The organism is Paenibacillus kobensis NBRC 15729 (assembly GCF_004000825.1).
In the GTDB taxonomy this organism is placed as follows: Bacteria; Bacillota; Bacilli; order Paenibacillales; family Paenibacillaceae; genus Paenibacillus_T; species Paenibacillus_T kobensis.
Genome location: NZ_BILZ01000082.1, coordinates 1 through 17,865, shown reverse-complemented (window position 1 = coordinate 17,865; position 17,865 = coordinate 1). Strand labels below are relative to the sequence as shown.

The 17,865-nt window shown below is 54.3% G+C and carries 5 protein-coding genes and 1 pseudogene; 5 read left to right on the top strand and 1 reads right to left on the bottom strand.

Features of this window, described 5'->3' with window-relative positions; genetic code table 11:
* Positions 1-136: 136 nt before the first annotated feature.
* The 4 genes and pseudogenes from PKO01S_RS26470 to PKO01S_RS26455 all read left to right on the top strand — a co-directional run bounded on the left by PKO01S_RS26470 (position 137) and on the right by PKO01S_RS26455 (position 14,801).
* Positions 137-8,011 carry a carbohydrate binding domain-containing protein gene (locus tag PKO01S_RS26470; RefSeq protein WP_246070747.1) on the top strand — a complete coding sequence of 2,625 codons (7,875 nt, stop codon included), beginning with the start codon at positions 137-139 and terminating at the stop codon, positions 8,009-8,011.
* A 152-nt stretch (positions 8,012-8,163) separates the two neighbouring features.
* Entirely contained in the window at positions 8,164-12,282 is a 4,119-nt protein-coding gene (locus PKO01S_RS26465; protein ID WP_246070746.1) for a discoidin domain-containing protein, read from the top strand.
* Positions 12,283-12,438: 156 nt separating this feature from the next.
* A complete protein-coding gene (locus PKO01S_RS26460) occupies positions 12,439-13,659 on the top strand; it encodes an MFS transporter (RefSeq protein ID WP_127534447.1) in 1,221 nt (406 codons plus the stop codon).
* Positions 13,660-13,721: 62 nt separating this feature from the next.
* Positions 13,722-14,801 (top strand): annotated as a pseudogene (locus PKO01S_RS26455) (alcohol dehydrogenase catalytic domain-containing protein).
* 77 nt (positions 14,802-14,878) lie between these two features.
* On the opposite strand, the gene PKO01S_RS26450 reads toward PKO01S_RS26455, so the two are convergent.
* Positions 14,879-16,417, bottom strand: coding sequence for an FAD-dependent oxidoreductase (locus PKO01S_RS26450; protein ID WP_407669713.1), 1,539 nt, complete (start codon positions 16,415-16,417; stop codon positions 14,879-14,881).
* A gap of 376 nt (positions 16,418-16,793) precedes the next feature.
* Between PKO01S_RS26450 and PKO01S_RS26445 the strand changes: the two genes are divergently transcribed.
* A partial coding sequence (locus PKO01S_RS26445; protein WP_127534445.1) for a DUF4073 domain-containing protein occupies positions 16,794-17,865 on the top strand: 1,072 nt, incomplete at its 3' end.

Below are 17,865 nucleotides of genomic sequence, written 5' to 3'. Positions count from 1 at the left end.
AGGAGGCAATCCGGGCGAGAACCCAGGAGGCAATCCGGGCGGTAACCCAGGTGAGAATCCAGGAGGCAACCCAGGAGAGAATCCAGATGAATGGCAGCTGGTTTGGAGCGACGAGTTCGACCGCAGCGGAACCAACTTGGATACGAACGGCGTCGATATGGACAAATGGGGCTACCAATTAGGCACCGGCTCGCAATATGGCTTGGATGGCTGGGGCAACAACGAGCAGCAGTCCTACAAGAAAGACAACCTTAAAGTTGTAGACGGCCAATTGGTTATCCAAGCGCGTAAAGAAACCACAGACGGTAAACCTTACTCTTCCGGCCGCCTGTACACGCAGCAGACATACGGCAAAACATACGGCAAATTCGAAGCGAAAATTACGATGCCGACGGGCCAAGGGATTTGGCCGGCATTCTGGATGATGCCGCAAAGCAGCGAATACGGCGTATGGGCATCCTCGGGCGAGATCGACATTATGGAAGTGCGCGGCCGTCTGCCGCAGGATGTTGCCGGTACGATCCATTACGGCAAGCCTTGGCCGAATAATAAATCGACCGGAGCGGAATTCCACTTCCCGGCTGGTCAAGATATTACCGGCGAACATGTATACGGCGTGGAGTGGGAGCCAGGAGAAATTCGTTGGTACGTCGACGGACAGCTTTTCCAGAAGCTGAACAACTGGGACAGCACAAGCGAGAATATGCCAGCGAAGAACGCTTACCCAGCACCGTTCGATAAACCTTTCTACATGATTCTTAACTTGGCAATCGGCGGAAGCTTCGACGGCGGCAGAATGCCGGCGGACAGTATGCTTCCGGCAGAGATGAAAGTCGATTATGTTCGTGTATACGACAAAGTCGGCGGTTATAACGAACAAGTGGCTGAACCTGAAGTATCGAAGGAGCCAATCGCGGAGCCATACAAGCATGCCATTGACGGCAACTACGTATATGATCCGCAATATACGCATGGCTTCAAGACGATTGATTCGGGAGACACGGCGCTTGATCCGGATTTCTGGAACTTCGCGAAGATCAGTACGTTCGGCGGCAACGCCTCGGTCGCGTCTGATACGGTAGATAACCAAACATTCGCGAAAGTAAACATCGCAAACGGCGGCAATGCTGTCCATGCGGTTCAATTGATTCAGAACGTGACGCTTGGCAAAGGACGTTGGTACAAGCTGTCCTTCGATGCGAAGTCGGACGGCAACCGGACGATGATCGTGAAGTTCGGCGGCGGCGCCGACCGCGGTTGGGGAACGTATTCCGATACGCTAGAAGCGGCTCTGTCCGATAAGCTGCAATCGTATCAATTAATGTTCCGTATGGATGCGGATACCGATCCGCTTGCACGGCTCGAGTTCAATATGGGCTTGAATACGAAGCCGGTATGGCTCGGCAACGTGAAGCTCGTCGAAATAGAAGAAGTCGATCCTTACCGGGAAGATGATTCGAAAGAGCCGATTGGCGGCAATCACGTGTACAACGGCACATTCGATCTCGGCCGAGTCGACCGGATGACGTATTGGCACTTCGAGACCAATCAGGCTGATGCTTCCGCAATGGTTAACGGTGACCGTCAATTGGTTGTCGAAACAACAGATGGCGGTGCAAGCTCCGATGCGATAGCGCTGACTCAGAAGGGGATCCAACTGATTGAAGGCAATGAATACGAGCTGACGTTCAAAGCGAAGGCAACGGCGGACAGAACGATTGATGTCGGCATCGAACAATTCGACGGCCTCACGGTGGCGGGCTACAAGCCAGTCAATGTCACGACGGACTGGGCGACGTATACGATTCCGTTCTCGATTGCTGATGGCGTCAACGATGCGAAGGCACAGCTTCGGTTCTTGCTGGGCAGATTCGATGGCACGGTCTTGTTGGATGACATCGTGCTGCGCCGATTGACGAACAACAATGTCGGAGAGCTTCCGTTAGCGGATCAGTTCCCGCTTAAGAATGGCGACTTCTCGAACGGCAAGACAGCGTGGAGCGAGCATGTGCAGGGCCGATATGACGGCTGGGGCTCCGATGCGCAATTCACGTTAGAGCAAGGCGAGATGAAGATTGCCATTGCTAATGAAGGGGTTAACCCATGGGACGTTATGCTGATGCAGACGGACTTCGCCCTTCATAAAAATCAGGTGTACGTCGTAACAGCCGATCTCCGGTCGACGAAGCCTCGCGCGGCGGAAATCGTCGTCGATGCAGGCGGTACCCGTTACATTTCGGAGAAAGTAAATCTGACGGCGGACAAGCAAACATTCCGTTATGAGCTTCCAGTGACGGCCGACTTGACGGCATCGTTCAAGCTGCTGCTCGGCAAGCTTGAAGGCGAAGCAGCGTTGACGGCACATGATGTGTATGTCGACAACGTACACGTTGAGCTGCAAGATGCGCGGGAGCGTGCTTTCCTTATTCAGAACGGTGATTTCTCTGCCGGCGATGAAGGCTGGACAACGCATTTGCAAGGCATCTATGACGGCGATTCGAGTGCAACCTTCTCGACCGATAACGGTGCTTTCCATGCAGAGATTGAGAATGACGGCGCTAACCCATGGGACGTCATGCTCTTGCAAGAGCCGCTTCAGCTCATCAAAGGAAAGACGTACATCGTATCGTTCGCAGCTCGTTCAACAGAACAGCGGATGATCGAACTGTCCGCTGAGAACAGCTCGTACTTCCGTTACTTGAACGAGAAAGTACAGTTGGACGAAGCAACGAACACGTTCACTTATGAATTTACGGCAGATAAGAATGATATTGTCGGATTAAAATTTTTGCTCGGCAAGACCGCTGATGCGGAAGCGGTTGGACAGCACGACGTCCTAATCGATAACGTTCGCCTGGAAGTGAAGGGCGCACGCGAAGCGGCAGGCGAGAAAGTAAGCAGCAGCAACGATATTCGTCTGACGACTCCGCCGGTACTGTCGCCGGACGCTGAAAATAACGTGCTCGGCCAGCCGATCGCAGTTACGTTCGCCGATCAGGATGCATGGCGGAACGCGGTGAGCTCGGTTTGGCTCGACGGCGTACAAGTCGATGCGGGCAAATATACGGTTACGAACGGTACGATTACGCTTGATGCCGATTTATTCGGAGAAGAGCGCAGCTATGAAATCGTCGTGAAAGCAGCCGGTTACGAGAAAGCGGCCGTTACGCAGCAGATCGAAGGTGCAAGCGATTGGAGCCTTGTCTGGCATGACGAGTTCGATGGCAGCGGCAGCAACCTCGATACGAACGGCGTCAATCTGGACAAATGGGCTTATCAGCTCGGAACAGGCAGCCAGTACGGCTTGGACGGCTGGGGCAACGGCGAGCAGCAGTATTACCGACCAGACAATATGAAGGTCGAAGACGGAAATCTGGTCATCCAAGCGAAGAAAGAAACTTATGAAGGCAAGCCTTACACGTCCGGCCGCGTATATACGCAACCGACATTCACGCAGACATACGGCCGATTCGAAGCACGGATGCAATTGCCGACAGGCGAAGGCGTATGGCCGGCGTTCTGGATGATGCCGGCGGGCAGCGAATACGGCACATGGGCATCGTCGGGTGAGATCGATATTATGGAAGCCCGTGGCCGCTTGCCGGAGGAAGTAGCCGGCACGATCCATTTCGGCAAGCCAGCTCCTAACAATAAGTCGACAGGTGCGACGTATGATTTCCCAACAGGGCAGTCGATTGCGGAATACCATACGTATGCGGTGGAATGGGAGCCGGGCGAAATCCGGTGGTACGTGGACGGCAACCTGTTCCAGAAGGTCAACAACTGGGACAGCACAGGAGCGGGTCAACCGGACAAGTACGCCTATCCGGCACCGTTCGATAAACCGTTCTATATGATTCTGAACTTGGCAATCGGCGGCATGTTCGACGGCAACCGTCTGCCGAACGACTCGCTTCTTCCGGCAACGATGAAGGTCGACTACGTTCGCGTATATGACCTGACGGGCCGTCCATACCGGACGCCGACGGAGCCGGTCATTACGAAAGAACCGTTCCCGGCAGGGGGCAAAGAGCCGGTAGATGGCAACTTGCTCTATGACGCCGATTATGAGCAAGGACTGAATGATATTGCAGCATCGGGTACGGCTTTGAATCCGACCTATTGGAACTTCCTGCACACGCCGGATTTCGGCGGGGCGGGCAGCGCTTCAGTCGATACGGTCGATTCCGACAAATTTGCTAAGCTGTCCATTACGAGCGGCGGCAACCAGCCTTACTCGGTTCAGATGATTCAATACGCGACCCTGACACGCGGTCATACGTATAAGATCAGCTTCGATGCGAAAGCATCGGCGAACCGTGCGATGAGCTTAAAATTCGGCGGCGACGACGATAACGGCTGGGCGACTTATTCGGACAGCTTCGACGTTGCGCTGAAGACGAATATGCAGCACTACGAATACCGGTTCACGATGAACGCGGCTACCGATATTGCAGCACGGCTTGAGTTCAATATGGGCCTTAGCACGGGAGATATTTGGATCGGCAATGCTGTGCTAGAGGAAACGGACGTGCTGTCCGATCCGAACGGCACGAAAGAGCCGCTGAACAACGGCAACCAAATCTATAACGGAACTTTCGATCTCGGTACGATGGACCGGATGAAATACTGGAACTTCACGGCTTCCGCAGGAGCATCCGCAACCGCAGCGGTCGATGAGAACCGGAGAGCGCTTGAAGTTGCGGTCGAGGACGGCGGCAGCTCACCAGATGACATTACAGCCGAGCAGAAAGGCATGCAGTTGCTGGCGAATGACGACTATCAATTGACTTTCGATGCGAAAGCATCGGCGGACCGGTCGATCGGTGTCCGCTGGACGAGCGCAGACGGCGCTGTTGTATTCGCAGAACAAGCTGACATTGCACTTAGCACGTCGATGGAAACGCACACCGTTACGTTCACGATGCCAAGCGGAGTTACGGTTCCAGACGGACGATTCGTATTGCTGCTTGGCGGCAGCAACGAAGATGTCGTAATCGACAATGTGAAGCTGATCCGGACTTCGAACCGGAACGTCGATTTCACGGGCATTGATATGTTCCCGCTGAAGAATGGCGATTTCTCGGCAGGTCTTACGGCTTGGGAACCATTCACACAAGGCGGAACAGCGAACTTCCAAGCTGACGGAAGAGAAGCGCGAATTTCGGTTTCGAACGTCGGCGGCGAATCGTGGAACGTCATGTTGAATCAGTCGAATCTGCAGCTTAGCAAAGGTATGACTTATGTTGTATCGTTCAAAGCCAAATCGAGCGTGCCGCGCGACATTCAAGCGACGCTTGAGAACGCGACGTATACGCGCCGGTTCGATACAGGCACGATTGCACTTACGACGGATTGGCAGACATTCGAGTATACTTTCAAAATGACGGCTGATGAGAGCGTAGCATTGAAGTTCCTGCTTGGTAAGCTAGGAACGGCGCCAGCAGGCGCGCACGATATTTATTTCGATGACGTGGCCGTCGAAATTCAGAACGCGCCGGTGAAGCGTCCGCCTATGCTGATCGCTGACAACATCGACAACCGGGTCGGTCAGCCGATTCAGCTGGCACTCACGCCGGATACGGCTTGGGAAGCGGCTGTTCAATCCGTGCTTGTAGACGGTGTTGAGCTGCTCAGCGGACAATATACGGTTTCGTCTGGCGGTGTTGAGATTGCGGCAGGCGTACTGGATACGGACCGGACTTATGAGATCACCGTGCAAGCAGACGGTTACGCGGATACGAAAGTCAGCCAGACGGTGTTTACGAGTGATGGCAACATCGTAACGAACGGCAGCTTCTCCAATCAAGACACAGGCTGGGAAACGTGGGTAGGCGAAAGTGGTGTCTCGTCGTTCGAAGTCGACAATGGTACTGCTAAGATCGATATCGCCTATCACGGCGGCATGCATCCGCAATGGAACGTCCCGGTATCTTGGTCGACGCAATTCTTCCAGTCCGGCATCAAGCTGGAAGCCGGCAAATCTTATGAACTGAGCTTCCGGGCTTGGTCGACGGCCGACCGGCCGATTCTGCTCGAGTTGTCGGGCTACAACAATAATGAGCAAGTAAGCTTCAACCTGACGAACGATTCGAGCCATACGTTCTCGGCAAGCCTTCGCGCTGGGGCGGGGACGACGCTGACGCTGAAATATTTGCTCGGCAACGTAGTAACGGCTAGCGGCACAACGCCGATTGATCCGCACACGATCTATATCGACGATGTGGCTATTCGCGAAGTGAAATCGGCGCCTGTGCTTCAAGCGGACACGTCCGATAACAAAGCCGGCAATGGCATCGATATTACGTTCTCCGACGATCCGGCATGGAGAGCGCTGATCGGAAGCGTCACGATTGACGGCGCTGCGGTTCCGGCAGACAAGATATCGATCGCAGATGGCGTTCTGCAGTTAGACCGTTCGTTATTTACTGCAATCAAGTCTTATGTTGTATCGATTCAAGCGAGCGGTTATGCGGCAACTTCCGTTACGCAAGAAGTGAAATCGGCAGCTCCGAATGCGGCAATGGGCAAAATAGCGACCGCTTCGTCGAACAACCAGCCGGCGTCGAACGCGATTGACGGCCAGGGCGGCTCGCGTTGGGAGTCTGCTGCGGCTGATCCGCAATGGATCGCGATCGATCTTGGAACGGCTCATATTCTGGATACGGTTGTTCTGAACTGGGAAGGGGCATTCGGCAAGTCGTATCAGATTCAAGTCGCAACCGCAGCCGATCCGCAGGACGGCGATTGGACCGACGTCTTTACAGAGACGAACGGCAATGGCGGTCTGGATACGATTATGATGAACGGCGTGGAAGCCAGACATGTTCGGATGAACGGCTTGACACGCGGTACTCCGTATGGCTACTCGTTGTGGGAGTTCGAAGTTTACGGAACGTCTCTTGGCGGCAACCCGGATCCGGGTACAGGCACGGATCCCGGCCCGTGCTCGGGTACGGATCCGAATCCTGGACAAGGTACGGGAGGCAATCCGGATCCCGATCCAGGTCAAGGCTCTGGCGGTAACCCAGACCCAGACCCAGGCCAAGGCTCCGGAGGCAATCCGGACCCCGATCCTGTTGTAACAAAAATTTCTGCTGGCGCAGCGGCCTCGGCTTCTACGAGCAACATGCCAGCGGCCAACGTGAACGATGGCGACACAGGTACGCGCTGGGAGTCCGCATTTACCGATTCGGAATGGATTGCACTTGATCTTGGTTCACTGCATAAGATCGATTCCGTCGTGCTGAATTGGGAAGGCGCATTCGGTCAAGCTTACCGCATCCAAGTCGCAACCGCAGACAATCCGCAAGAAAGCGACTGGACGGATGTCTACACGGAAACGAACGGCGACGGCGGCATCGACACGATTGCGATGAATAACGTCGAGGCTCGTCACGTTCGGATGAACGGCACGACCAGAGCATTGCCTTACGGCTATTCGTTGTGGGAGTTTGAAGTGTTCGGCACTGCTTCTGACCCAAGCAGCAATCCAGACCCAGGTGCTGGCGGCAATCCAGATCCAGGTGCGGGCGGCAATCCAGATCCGGGCACTGGGGGCAATCCAGATCCAGGTGCAGGCGGCAATCCGCCGGCATCTGGAACGAACCTGGCCCTGCATGCGGCGGCTAGCGCCTCCAGCGCATCCGGTGCGGCTTCGTTCGTAACAGACGGCATCTTGTCGAACCGCTGGGAAGCGGATTGGGCGGCCAACAATTCCAACACGCCGGAGTGGGTTGTGATCGATCTTGGAGCAATCCGTACGCTGACGACTCTGAAAATGTTCTGGGAGAGAGCGTATGCCAAAGGTCTGCTTATCGAAGTATCGGATAACGGAACGGATTGGCAGACGATACAGACGATCGATCGGCCGCTGACGATCGACGTCGGACAGTCGTACGAGGAATCGGTCGATCTGAGCGGCCATCAAGGCCAGTACATCCGGCTCTATATGACGGAGAAAGGCTTCGCGCCATATGGTCCGTCTTTGTATGAAGTAGAAGTGTATTAATCATTAATGGTATGGCGGGCTGCTTCGGCTAGTATTGCAAGTCAATGCAATTGAAAGCAATGCAAGAGCTGAAGCAGCTCTTTCTATACATGATTTGTAAGCGGATTCATCGCTAATGCGGCGAAACTGCGAATATTTTGAGGAGGGAAATCATGTTTACAAGTAGTAAAGCAAGAAAGCTCGGCAAGCGTGTCGGCGCCAGCGCAATGGCTGCCGCAATGCTCGGAACGCTCGTATCGCTCGGACCGGTGAAGGTTGCCGATGCGGCGGCAGGCTCGTATTTGCTGTCACTTAACCGTACGGCTTATGCATCATCGGTGGAGGGCAACAACTCGGCAAGTCTGGCTGTCGACGGCAATACCGGATCGCGCTGGTCGAGCGGCTGGGGTACGGATCCGCAATGGATTTATATCGATTTGGGCGCTAACGCTGCGATCGACCGCGTCAAGCTGCAATGGGAAGGCGCATTCGCAACGGCTTATCAAATTCAGACGTCGAGCGATGAATCCAATTGGACGAACATCTATTCCACGACAACGGGAGACGGCGGTGTTGATGATGTAGCCGTTACCGGAGCGGGCCGATTCGTCCGTATTCTGGGCACGCAGCGTTCGCTTGCCGCTTACGGATACTCGTTATTCGAATTCGAAGTATATGGAACCGGAGGCGTCAACCAGCCTCCGGTACAGTACGGACCGAACGTGGCGCTGAACAAGCCGGTAATGGTATCGTCATTTGAGCAGTCGGGCTACTTACCGCCGGGCGCAACGCTTGCAGCGAACGCAGTCGACGGCAATCCGTCAACTCGTTGGGGCTCCAATGCGACGGACAACGAATGGATTTACGTCGATCTCGGCAATAAACGCACGATCGGACGCATCGTACTTAATTGGGAGTCATATGGCCGCGTGTTCGATCTGCAAGTGTCCGACGATGCGTCCAACTGGACGACTGTGTATCGTGAAATTCACGGCGGAGGCGGCAAGCAGGACATTCCGGTCTATGCATCCGGCCGCTACGTGCGGATGAAGGGGATCGGCAGAGGCACGAGCTTCGGCTACAGCCTCTACGACTTCGAAGTCTACGATTATGCAGCGGGACAGCCGCAGCCGGTTTATTCGATTCCTGCGCTTCCGACGCCTGCCAAAGTAACGGTCGGTTCCGGCAGTTATCTGACGAATGACTGGACGTTCCCGCAGCCGAACTACCCGGGCAACAAGACGGCAGAGGTGAATACGCCGATTCCGTCCAATGACTGGTGGCAATCGCTGCTTATCAAGCCGCTAGGCGATTACTTGATCACGCTTCCGCTGAAGTCGAAGTTCTTCAATCAAGGTCTCGGCCTTCTGAATCCGGGCGCGGGCTGGCTGAGCGCAGACGGCAGAGCGGTGAATGCCGACGGCAATCCGGACCTGTACATGATGGCAAGCAACATTAATACATCGACCATGAAGAACCGTGTGACGGGTTATGGCGATTTCAACGTTACTACGGTGCTCAGCGATACGGCAGAAGACAAAATGAAAGTGACGTTCACGAAGGGCTCTCCTTATGTGTATACCGAGTTCAGCGATGCGAACTCCGTCGAGCTGTACTCGACGCTGATCGCAGGAGCGGCCGACCCGAGCGGCGCAGCAATTCTGACGACGGAAGGTTCCACGTATACGGGCGACCGGATCAGCCTCCGCATTCTGAATACGGACGGCCGTCCGAATCCAGTGGCGACGAACCGTTACTACGGCATTTTCGCCCCTCCGGGCACGGTGTTCAAGAAAGTCGGAGCGAAGATTAAGATCCAGCTCGGCGGCGGCAATAAATATATGTCGGTCGCGACGATGCCGGCCGCATCGGATCTGGACCTGTACTATCAACACGCTTATGCATTCGTTACCGGCTCGACCGCTTCTTATGCTTACAACGAGGGAACGTCCGATGTAACGACGACGCTCAGCGTGACGACGCAGGCGAAACGCGCCGGCTTCTCCGATCAGTCGATGCTCGCGCTGTATCCTCACCAATGGAAGAAGACAAACAATGCGCTGACGACCCGTACTTATCCGTCGGTCCGCGGCACGCTGAAGGTGAAGGAAGGCAATTCCTTTACGACGGTAGACAAGTTCTACGGTATGGTACCGACTTTCACGGAGCCGGGCAATCCAGAATATACGCGTCAGCAGTTGACCAGCTACTTGGCGACTCTCGACGATGAGACGAAGAACAACATTATGAACGGCGACGCTTACTGGCAAGGCAAAGCGCTTCACCCGCTCGCGATGGGTGCGCTCGAGGCGAACGAGATCGGCGATACAGCGCTTCGCAACAAGTTCCTGTCGCGCATGAAGACGATTCTGACGGACTGGTACACGTACACAGAAGGCGAACCGGAATATTTCATGTACTACAATAATGACTGGGGCACGATGTATTACAAAAACAGCGGCTTCGGCGCAAACTACGGCATTACGGACCACCATTTCACGTACGGCTACTATGTATTCGCATCGGCGATTCTGGCGACGTTCGACGACAGCTTCCGCAATAACTACGGCGGCATGGTCGAGCAGCTCGTCCGCGACTACGCGAATCCGGCGAAGAATGATCCGCAATATCCGGCCTTCCGTAACTTTGATCCGTATGAAGGCCATTCGTGGGCAGGCGGCTATGCCGACAACGACAGCGGCAACAACCAAGAAGCAGCCGGCGAATCGCTGTTCGGATGGGTTGGCCAATACATGTGGGGCTTGCTGACTGGCAACACGAGTTACCGGGATGCGGCTGTCTACGGCTTCACGACGGAGCTGAACGCCGTTGAGCAATACTGGTTCAACTACGACGGCGACAACTGGATTCCAGAGTGGACGCATAAGTCGGTCGGCCAAGTATATGGCTCGTCGAACTTCTTCGGTACGTTCTTCAGCGGCGAACCAGTGCATACGTACGGTATTCACTGGCTGCCGACAGCCGAATATTTGACCAGCTACGGCTTGAATAAAGCGAAGGCGGCAGCGCTGTACAACGGCTTCGTCGCCGACAACGGCGGTACGCCGGGAACGGACTGGCAGCATATCGTATGGCCGATCCGGGCACTCTCCGATCCGCAAGCGGTGCTTGCCGGCTGGAATACGACAACGATGCAGCGCAACGAGATTTTTAACACGTACTGGTTCGTCAACAACATGGCGTCGCTCGGCGAGCGCACAAGAGACGTATGGGCAACCGGCTGGACGAGCGCAACGGTGTATAAGAAGAACAATGTATACTCAGCACAAGTATGGAATCCGACAGCGAGTCCGGTTACGGTTACGTTCCGGAATGCAGGCGGCGTGACGGGTACGGCGGTTGTCGGTCCGAAGTCGCTTGTGAAAGTGAACCCGATGACGAACTCGAACACGGCTGACCAATGGGTGGCATGGGACGGCACGTCCGGCGGAGGCAATGGCGGAGACGGCGGTACGCCGCAGCCGCAACCTGGCGTTAACCTCGCCAAGAACAAAGTCGTCACGGTTTCGTCGACCCAAACGCCGTTCGCGGGCGCCAATTCCACGGACGGAAGCGCAGAGACGCGCTGGGCTTCGGAACTGAACGTCGATGCGCAATGGCTGACGGTCGACTTCGGCAGCGTGCAGCAATTGACGAAAGTGAAATTGCTATGGGAAGTTGCTTATGGCAAATCGTATAAGCTCCAAGTATCGAACGACGGCGGGGCATGGACTGATCTGTACTCCACGACGACCGGCGACGGCAATACGGACGAAATAACGGTGAATGGCTCCGGCCGTTACCTCCGGATCAATATGTCGGAGCGCGGCACGCCGTACGGCTACTCGCTTTATGAAGTAGAAGCATACAACGACGGAACGACGACACCGGAAGCGCAGCAGCCTTCGACGCTTCTGTCGCTGAACAAGACGGCAACGGCATCGACGGTGGAAGTACCGTTCGTTGCGAGCGCTGCGGTAGATGCTGACGTTAATACGCGCTGGGGATCGGCGCTTGGCGTCGACGGCCAATGGATCTCTGTCGATCTGGGCCAATCGTGTACGATTACGCGCATCGCGCTCAATTGGGAAGCGGCATACGGCAAGTCGTACAAGCTTCAAGTGTCGAATGACGGCACGAACTGGTCTGACGTGTACAGCACGACGACTGGCGACGGCGGTATCGACGACGTTAACGTAACCGGTACTGGACGTTATGTCCGCATGCTCGGCACTGAACGCGGCACGCCATACGGCTACTCGCTGTACAACTTTGAGGTATACGGATATTAATTTGCAAGTATCGCATATAACCATTTAAAGAAAGGCTGCTCATGCCGGTTCGCCGGACGTTGAGCAGCCTTCTTTTGGCTGACGGGCAGCCGAATGGGCCGACAGATTCGTGGCATCCTATTCGAGGGATCAGACGACGAGTAGGAAGGTGCCATCTTGTACGAGAAGAAAAAAAGGGACTTGGCCGCCATTTCATCGATTCCGTTAATTATGACGCTGGCGAATTCGATGCTAATACCGGTGCTGCCGCTAATGCAACGTAAGCTAGGCATCGTCTCGTGGCAGGCCAGCTTAATTATTACGGTATACGCGGCAATCTCGATCGTATGCATCCCGGTCGCTGGCTATCTGTCCGATCGCTTCGGCCGCAAACGGATCATTCTGATCGGTTTGTCCATCGCAATGGCGGGAGGCCTGCTGTCCGGATTGTCGGTTTGGCTAATGAGCCATCACACGGCTTATGCATGGATATTGACAGGACGGTTCATACAAGGCATCGGTGCGGCTGGCGCTTTTCCGATCGTTATTCCGCTCGTAGGCGACATGTTCAAGGAAGACGAGCAAGTGAGCAATGGCCTCGGCATGGTCGAAACATCGAATACGTTAGGCAAAGTGGTCAGTCCCATTGCAGGCTCTGCTTTAGCATATATCGTATGGTATTTGCCGCTTGTAATTATTCCATTCATTTGTCTAATCTCGATCATCGCCGTTGCGGCTTGCGTCAAGGCGCCGTCCAAGCAGCGGGAAGGGGTTTCCTTGAGACAGTTCATCGCCGACGTGAAATCCATTCTGAAGAACAACGGCAAGTGGCTATACACGATTTTTGCGATCGGCTGTCTGGCTATGTACGTCATGTTCGGCTTTCTATATGATCTGTCTTCCATGCTGGAGGACACGCATAAGATTCATGGAATCAAGAAAGGCGCCATGCTGGCTATTCCGCTTAGCGCTATATGTTTGGCTTCCTACATTGTGGGCAAGACAGTCGGGCAAAATAAAACGGCCATGAAGTGGCTGACGGTAACGGGCGCAGCTATGCTGACGGTGGCAATGGCCATCGTCGCTGTTGCCGAACCGAAGGGACTTGTGCGGCTCCTCTTTCTCATTTCCGTTGGAGGGGCTGGGATCGGATTGGCGCTGCCTAGTTTGGATGCGCTCATCACCGAAGGCATTGAGAAGCAGGAGCGCGGCACGATCACATCGCTATACAGCAGCATGAGATTTATCGGTGTGGCGGCTGGTCCGCTTCTTGCGTCGGTTATGCTGAACCGCAATATGTTGCTCTACGGTGGATTCGCCGCAGCTGCCGCTGTGTGCTGCGTGTTGGCGCTGTTCGCCATAAGGCCGGAGAAATCTAAGAAAGCAGCCCAATCGTAAGCTTCAGTCGGCAGCACAGCAGCAACTAGTCGGCTCCACTTTTTCTAATTCGATAATGCGGAATGAAGGCGGTCACTTATCAAGGCGTAGAATCGGTAGACGTTAGGGAAGTCAATGATGCGGCAATCGAGGATAAGGAGGACATCATCGTACGGATTACGAGTACGGCGATATGCGGATCTGATTTGCATCTGTACGCCGGCAACATGCCGCTGCCCGAGGGTTATATCATCGGCCACGAACCGATGGGGATCGTCGAGGAGGTCGGACCGGGCGTAACGAAAGTGAAGAAAGGGGACCGCGTCGTTATTCCTTTCACTGTCGCTTGCGGCCAATGCACGTATTGCAAGCATCACCAAGTCAGCCAATGCGATAACAGCAATCCGCATTATGATTCAGGGGGATACTTCGGCTACACCGAGAAGTTCGGTAACTACCCGGGCGGACAAGCAGAGTTCTTGCGCGTTCCATTCGGCAATTTTATGCCGTTCGTCATTCCCCACGTCCTGCGAGCTGTGGAGGACGAATCCCTTCTATTCTTATCCGATGTGCTGCCGACCGCATACTGGAGCGTTGAGAACGCAGGCGTGAAGCCTGGCGATACGGTGTCGTCCTTGGCTGCGGCCCTGTCGGGATGATGGCGCAGAAGTTCGCTTGGATGAAAGGCGCGAAGCGGGTCATCGCGGTCGATCATCTCGATTACCGGATGCAGCATGCGAAGCGGATTCATCACGTAGAGACCTTCGATTTTACCCAATATGATGATATGGGCGAGCATCTGAAGGAAGTGACCAGCGGAGGCGCGGACGTCGTCATTGACTGCGTCGGGATGGACGGGAAGAAGTCGCCGCTCTAGTACATCGAAGTCGCCGCTCTAGTACATCGAACAGAAGCTGAAGCTGCAGGGCGGCACGCTTGGGCCGATTCAAATCGCGACGAAAGCGGTTCGCAAATGCGGAACGGTGCAAATTACCGGCGTGTACGGAGGCACTTACAATATGTTCCCGCTCGGAGCGTTCTTCGCCCGCAATATTACGTTGAAGATGGGGCAAGCGCCGATGCCGCTTGCAGACGCGCAAGTCGGTTACCAGAAATTTTACGGCCATGAGGACGGTTGCGTGAAAGTGGTGTTGAAGCCGTAGCGGATTGTATGGTGGATGCGGAAAAAGCTCTTATGCCTGATCCGGGCATAAGAGCTCTTTTTGAAAGTTTTGCGAGTTCAGTCCGTGTAGACCTTTAATGGCTTCTTCGCCGGACCTTCGACGACATCGCCTTTGAATGAAAATCTCGAGCCATGGCAAGGACAATCCCATGTCCGGTCGCCATCGTTCCATTCCACCTCGCAGCCCATATGCGTGCAAGTCGTATCGACGACATGCAGCGTCCCGTCCTGTTCCCGGTAGGCGCCGGCCCGTTTGCCGTTCACTTGTACGACGGCGCCTTCCCCGGCCTCGACCTCTTCCGGATGGCGGCTCACCCATTCCAGCTTCCCTTCGAGCAAATGCTTGGCGACATCCGCATTGGAAGCGAGGAACCTTTTCAAAGCTGGATCAGCGTAGAATCGGGATGGCGTAAACAGCTCCTCATAGCGGTTATCGATGCCAAGCACCATCTCTTTGAGCAGCAGCGCCGCTGCCGTTCCCGTCGACATGCCCCACTTGCGGAAGCCGGTCGCGACAAGGGCGTGCGGTTCATTATCAGAAGCACGGCCGATATAAGGGATTTTATCGAGCGTCGTCAGATCCTGCGCCGACCAGCGGTAGCCGATCTCCCAATCGCCGAACGTCGTGCGTGCGAACTGTTCCAGTGCTTCGTAATGCTTGATCGTGCAAATGCCTTGCCCCGTTTTATGCTTCTCCCCGCCGACCAACAGCAACTTCTCCCCGTTATAGGTGACTTGGCGGATCGAGCGCGGCTGGTTATCAGCGCTGATGTACATGCCTCCGGGATATTCGTATCCTTCCTTCATCCGCAATCCGAGCACATAGGAGCGCTCCGCATACATTCGGGCAAAATAAAATCCGCGCATGCTGTAGAAAGGAAAGTGGGAGCACGATACGGTATGTCGGCATTCGACCGTATGGCCGGTGCTTGTCGTGACTTTGGATAACGGATCGCCTTGCTCCGAGCTGAGCGCCGTCGTATTTTCGAATACAAGACCGCCCTTATCGACGAAAGCCCGCAGCAAATGCTTCAAGTAAGCGACCGGATGAAAACGGGCTTGTCCGGACATCACGACAGCCGCCTTGGAATCGACCGGAAGCGGGATATGGCCGATACGTCTTCCCGGTATGCCGAGCCGTTCGTATGCGGCCCATTCCTTGTCGATCTTCTGGATATTCGACTCGGATGTGGTGTATATGAATGCATCTTCATTCTGCAGGTCGCAGTCAATGGGATGCTTCTCGACCTGATTGCGGATGAAGTTCAACGCTTCCATGTTCGCCTCGTAATAAAGTCTGCTTTTCTCCTCCCCGATATGGTGAATCAACTCGTCATAAATCAGATCGTGCTGCGCTGTAATTTTGGCAGTCGTGTGGCCGGTCGTGCCGCCCAGCAGCCGTCCGGCTTCGAGCAGCGCGACGCGCTTGCCTTCCTCGGCGAGCAGATAGGCGAGCGTAACGCCGGTGATGCCTCCGCCGACGACGGCGACATCGACCTCGATGTCTGCGTCAAGCGGTTCGAACGACAACGTGTCCGCGTTGGCGGATTCCAGCCAGTAGGAGCTCGGATGATCCGGCAGTCCGGAAGCGGACAACAAATCTTGTGTGCTCATAACAGTCTCCTTCGATTTGACTATTGATTGCATTATTATGCCAAGCGGCTGGCTTTTTTATGAAAGGTGGCCGACGACGGGAACAGTTCACCAAGATCAACCTCTCCGCACAATCAAAAACGGCAAGTTTTAGGGCCATCCCTTGCGGGATGGCCCTTTCTCTCTCTCTACGATATGTCGAATACTGCAGGATTTTGAAAGTTTTCAAGTTATAAATGTGCATATATGGTCTATGTACTAGTATAATAGAACTAGAATTATATGCCATTCAAAGAGTCTGTATAACGGAATGACTACTTAATCACGGTTGGACTCTTTTGTTGTATTGGTATAAAACGACTAAGCGGGGAGGCTACACATGTATACACGTATTCAGATGCGAAGCATTGCATTAATGTTAACCCTAACACTAGCTTTGGGTATCGTATCCGGGTTGGCAACAACTAAGACTTTCGCAGCCGGCTTACCGAATGGGACACAGGATTTCACAGGATATACCACTGGCGGAAGCATACGAAAGAGCCCGGATGGCTTTTTTACACTTTCTGCGTCTAGATCAGGTCTTAATGCTGATTCTTATGGGGCTTTTATTAGTGACACTGCAACATCTGGTTCTGAAACGGTTTTTTTTGAAATAGCGGCTGACGGATCATTGGGTAGCTTTGAAATGGATAATCTGTATGTTGGCGAATATGATGATGGAAGCTTTTCCAATATTATTGTGAAAGGTTATGCGGCCAACGTTGAACAGTTTTCTACTGCACCGTATTCAAAAGCAAAAGATTCTATAATAACCTCTAACTTCCCTATTGATTATTCTATTGTAAGAGGAAAATCTATTGACTCTTTCCGGGTTTACTATACGAGGGAAAGCGGGACACCCCATGAAAACTTTAACTTATTCACGTTTACTATTAAGAATGCTTCTGTAAGTCCCCCGGCATCCTCCTTAAGCTCAGAGAAGGCGATAACGGGATTTTCGTTTAACGGTTTGACTCCGGCGGTGGCCGGCACCGTAAATGAAACCGCCAAAACAGTGACGGTGACGGTACCGCACGGAACGAACGTGGCGTCACTGGTTCCGACAATTACACATACAGGCGCAAGTGTCTCGCCGAATAGCGGCACCGTGCAAAATTTTACTAACCCGGTCACCTACACGGTAACGGCAGCAGACAGCACAACGCAACAGTACACGGTAACCGTGACGGTGACCCCGGCAGCACCGAACGTAACTGCCGATGATGCGGCTAACATTATCGTAGGTCTAGATACGACGATGGAGTATCAGATCGATGGCGGAAGCTACGTAAAGTATGACGGTATGAATGCGCCAGACTTGTCTGGTAATCACACTGTGCTGGTTCGGGTACCAGCGGATGCCGCGACAGGAACACCAGCAGGCGCAGTTAAGACGCTGACGTTTACGA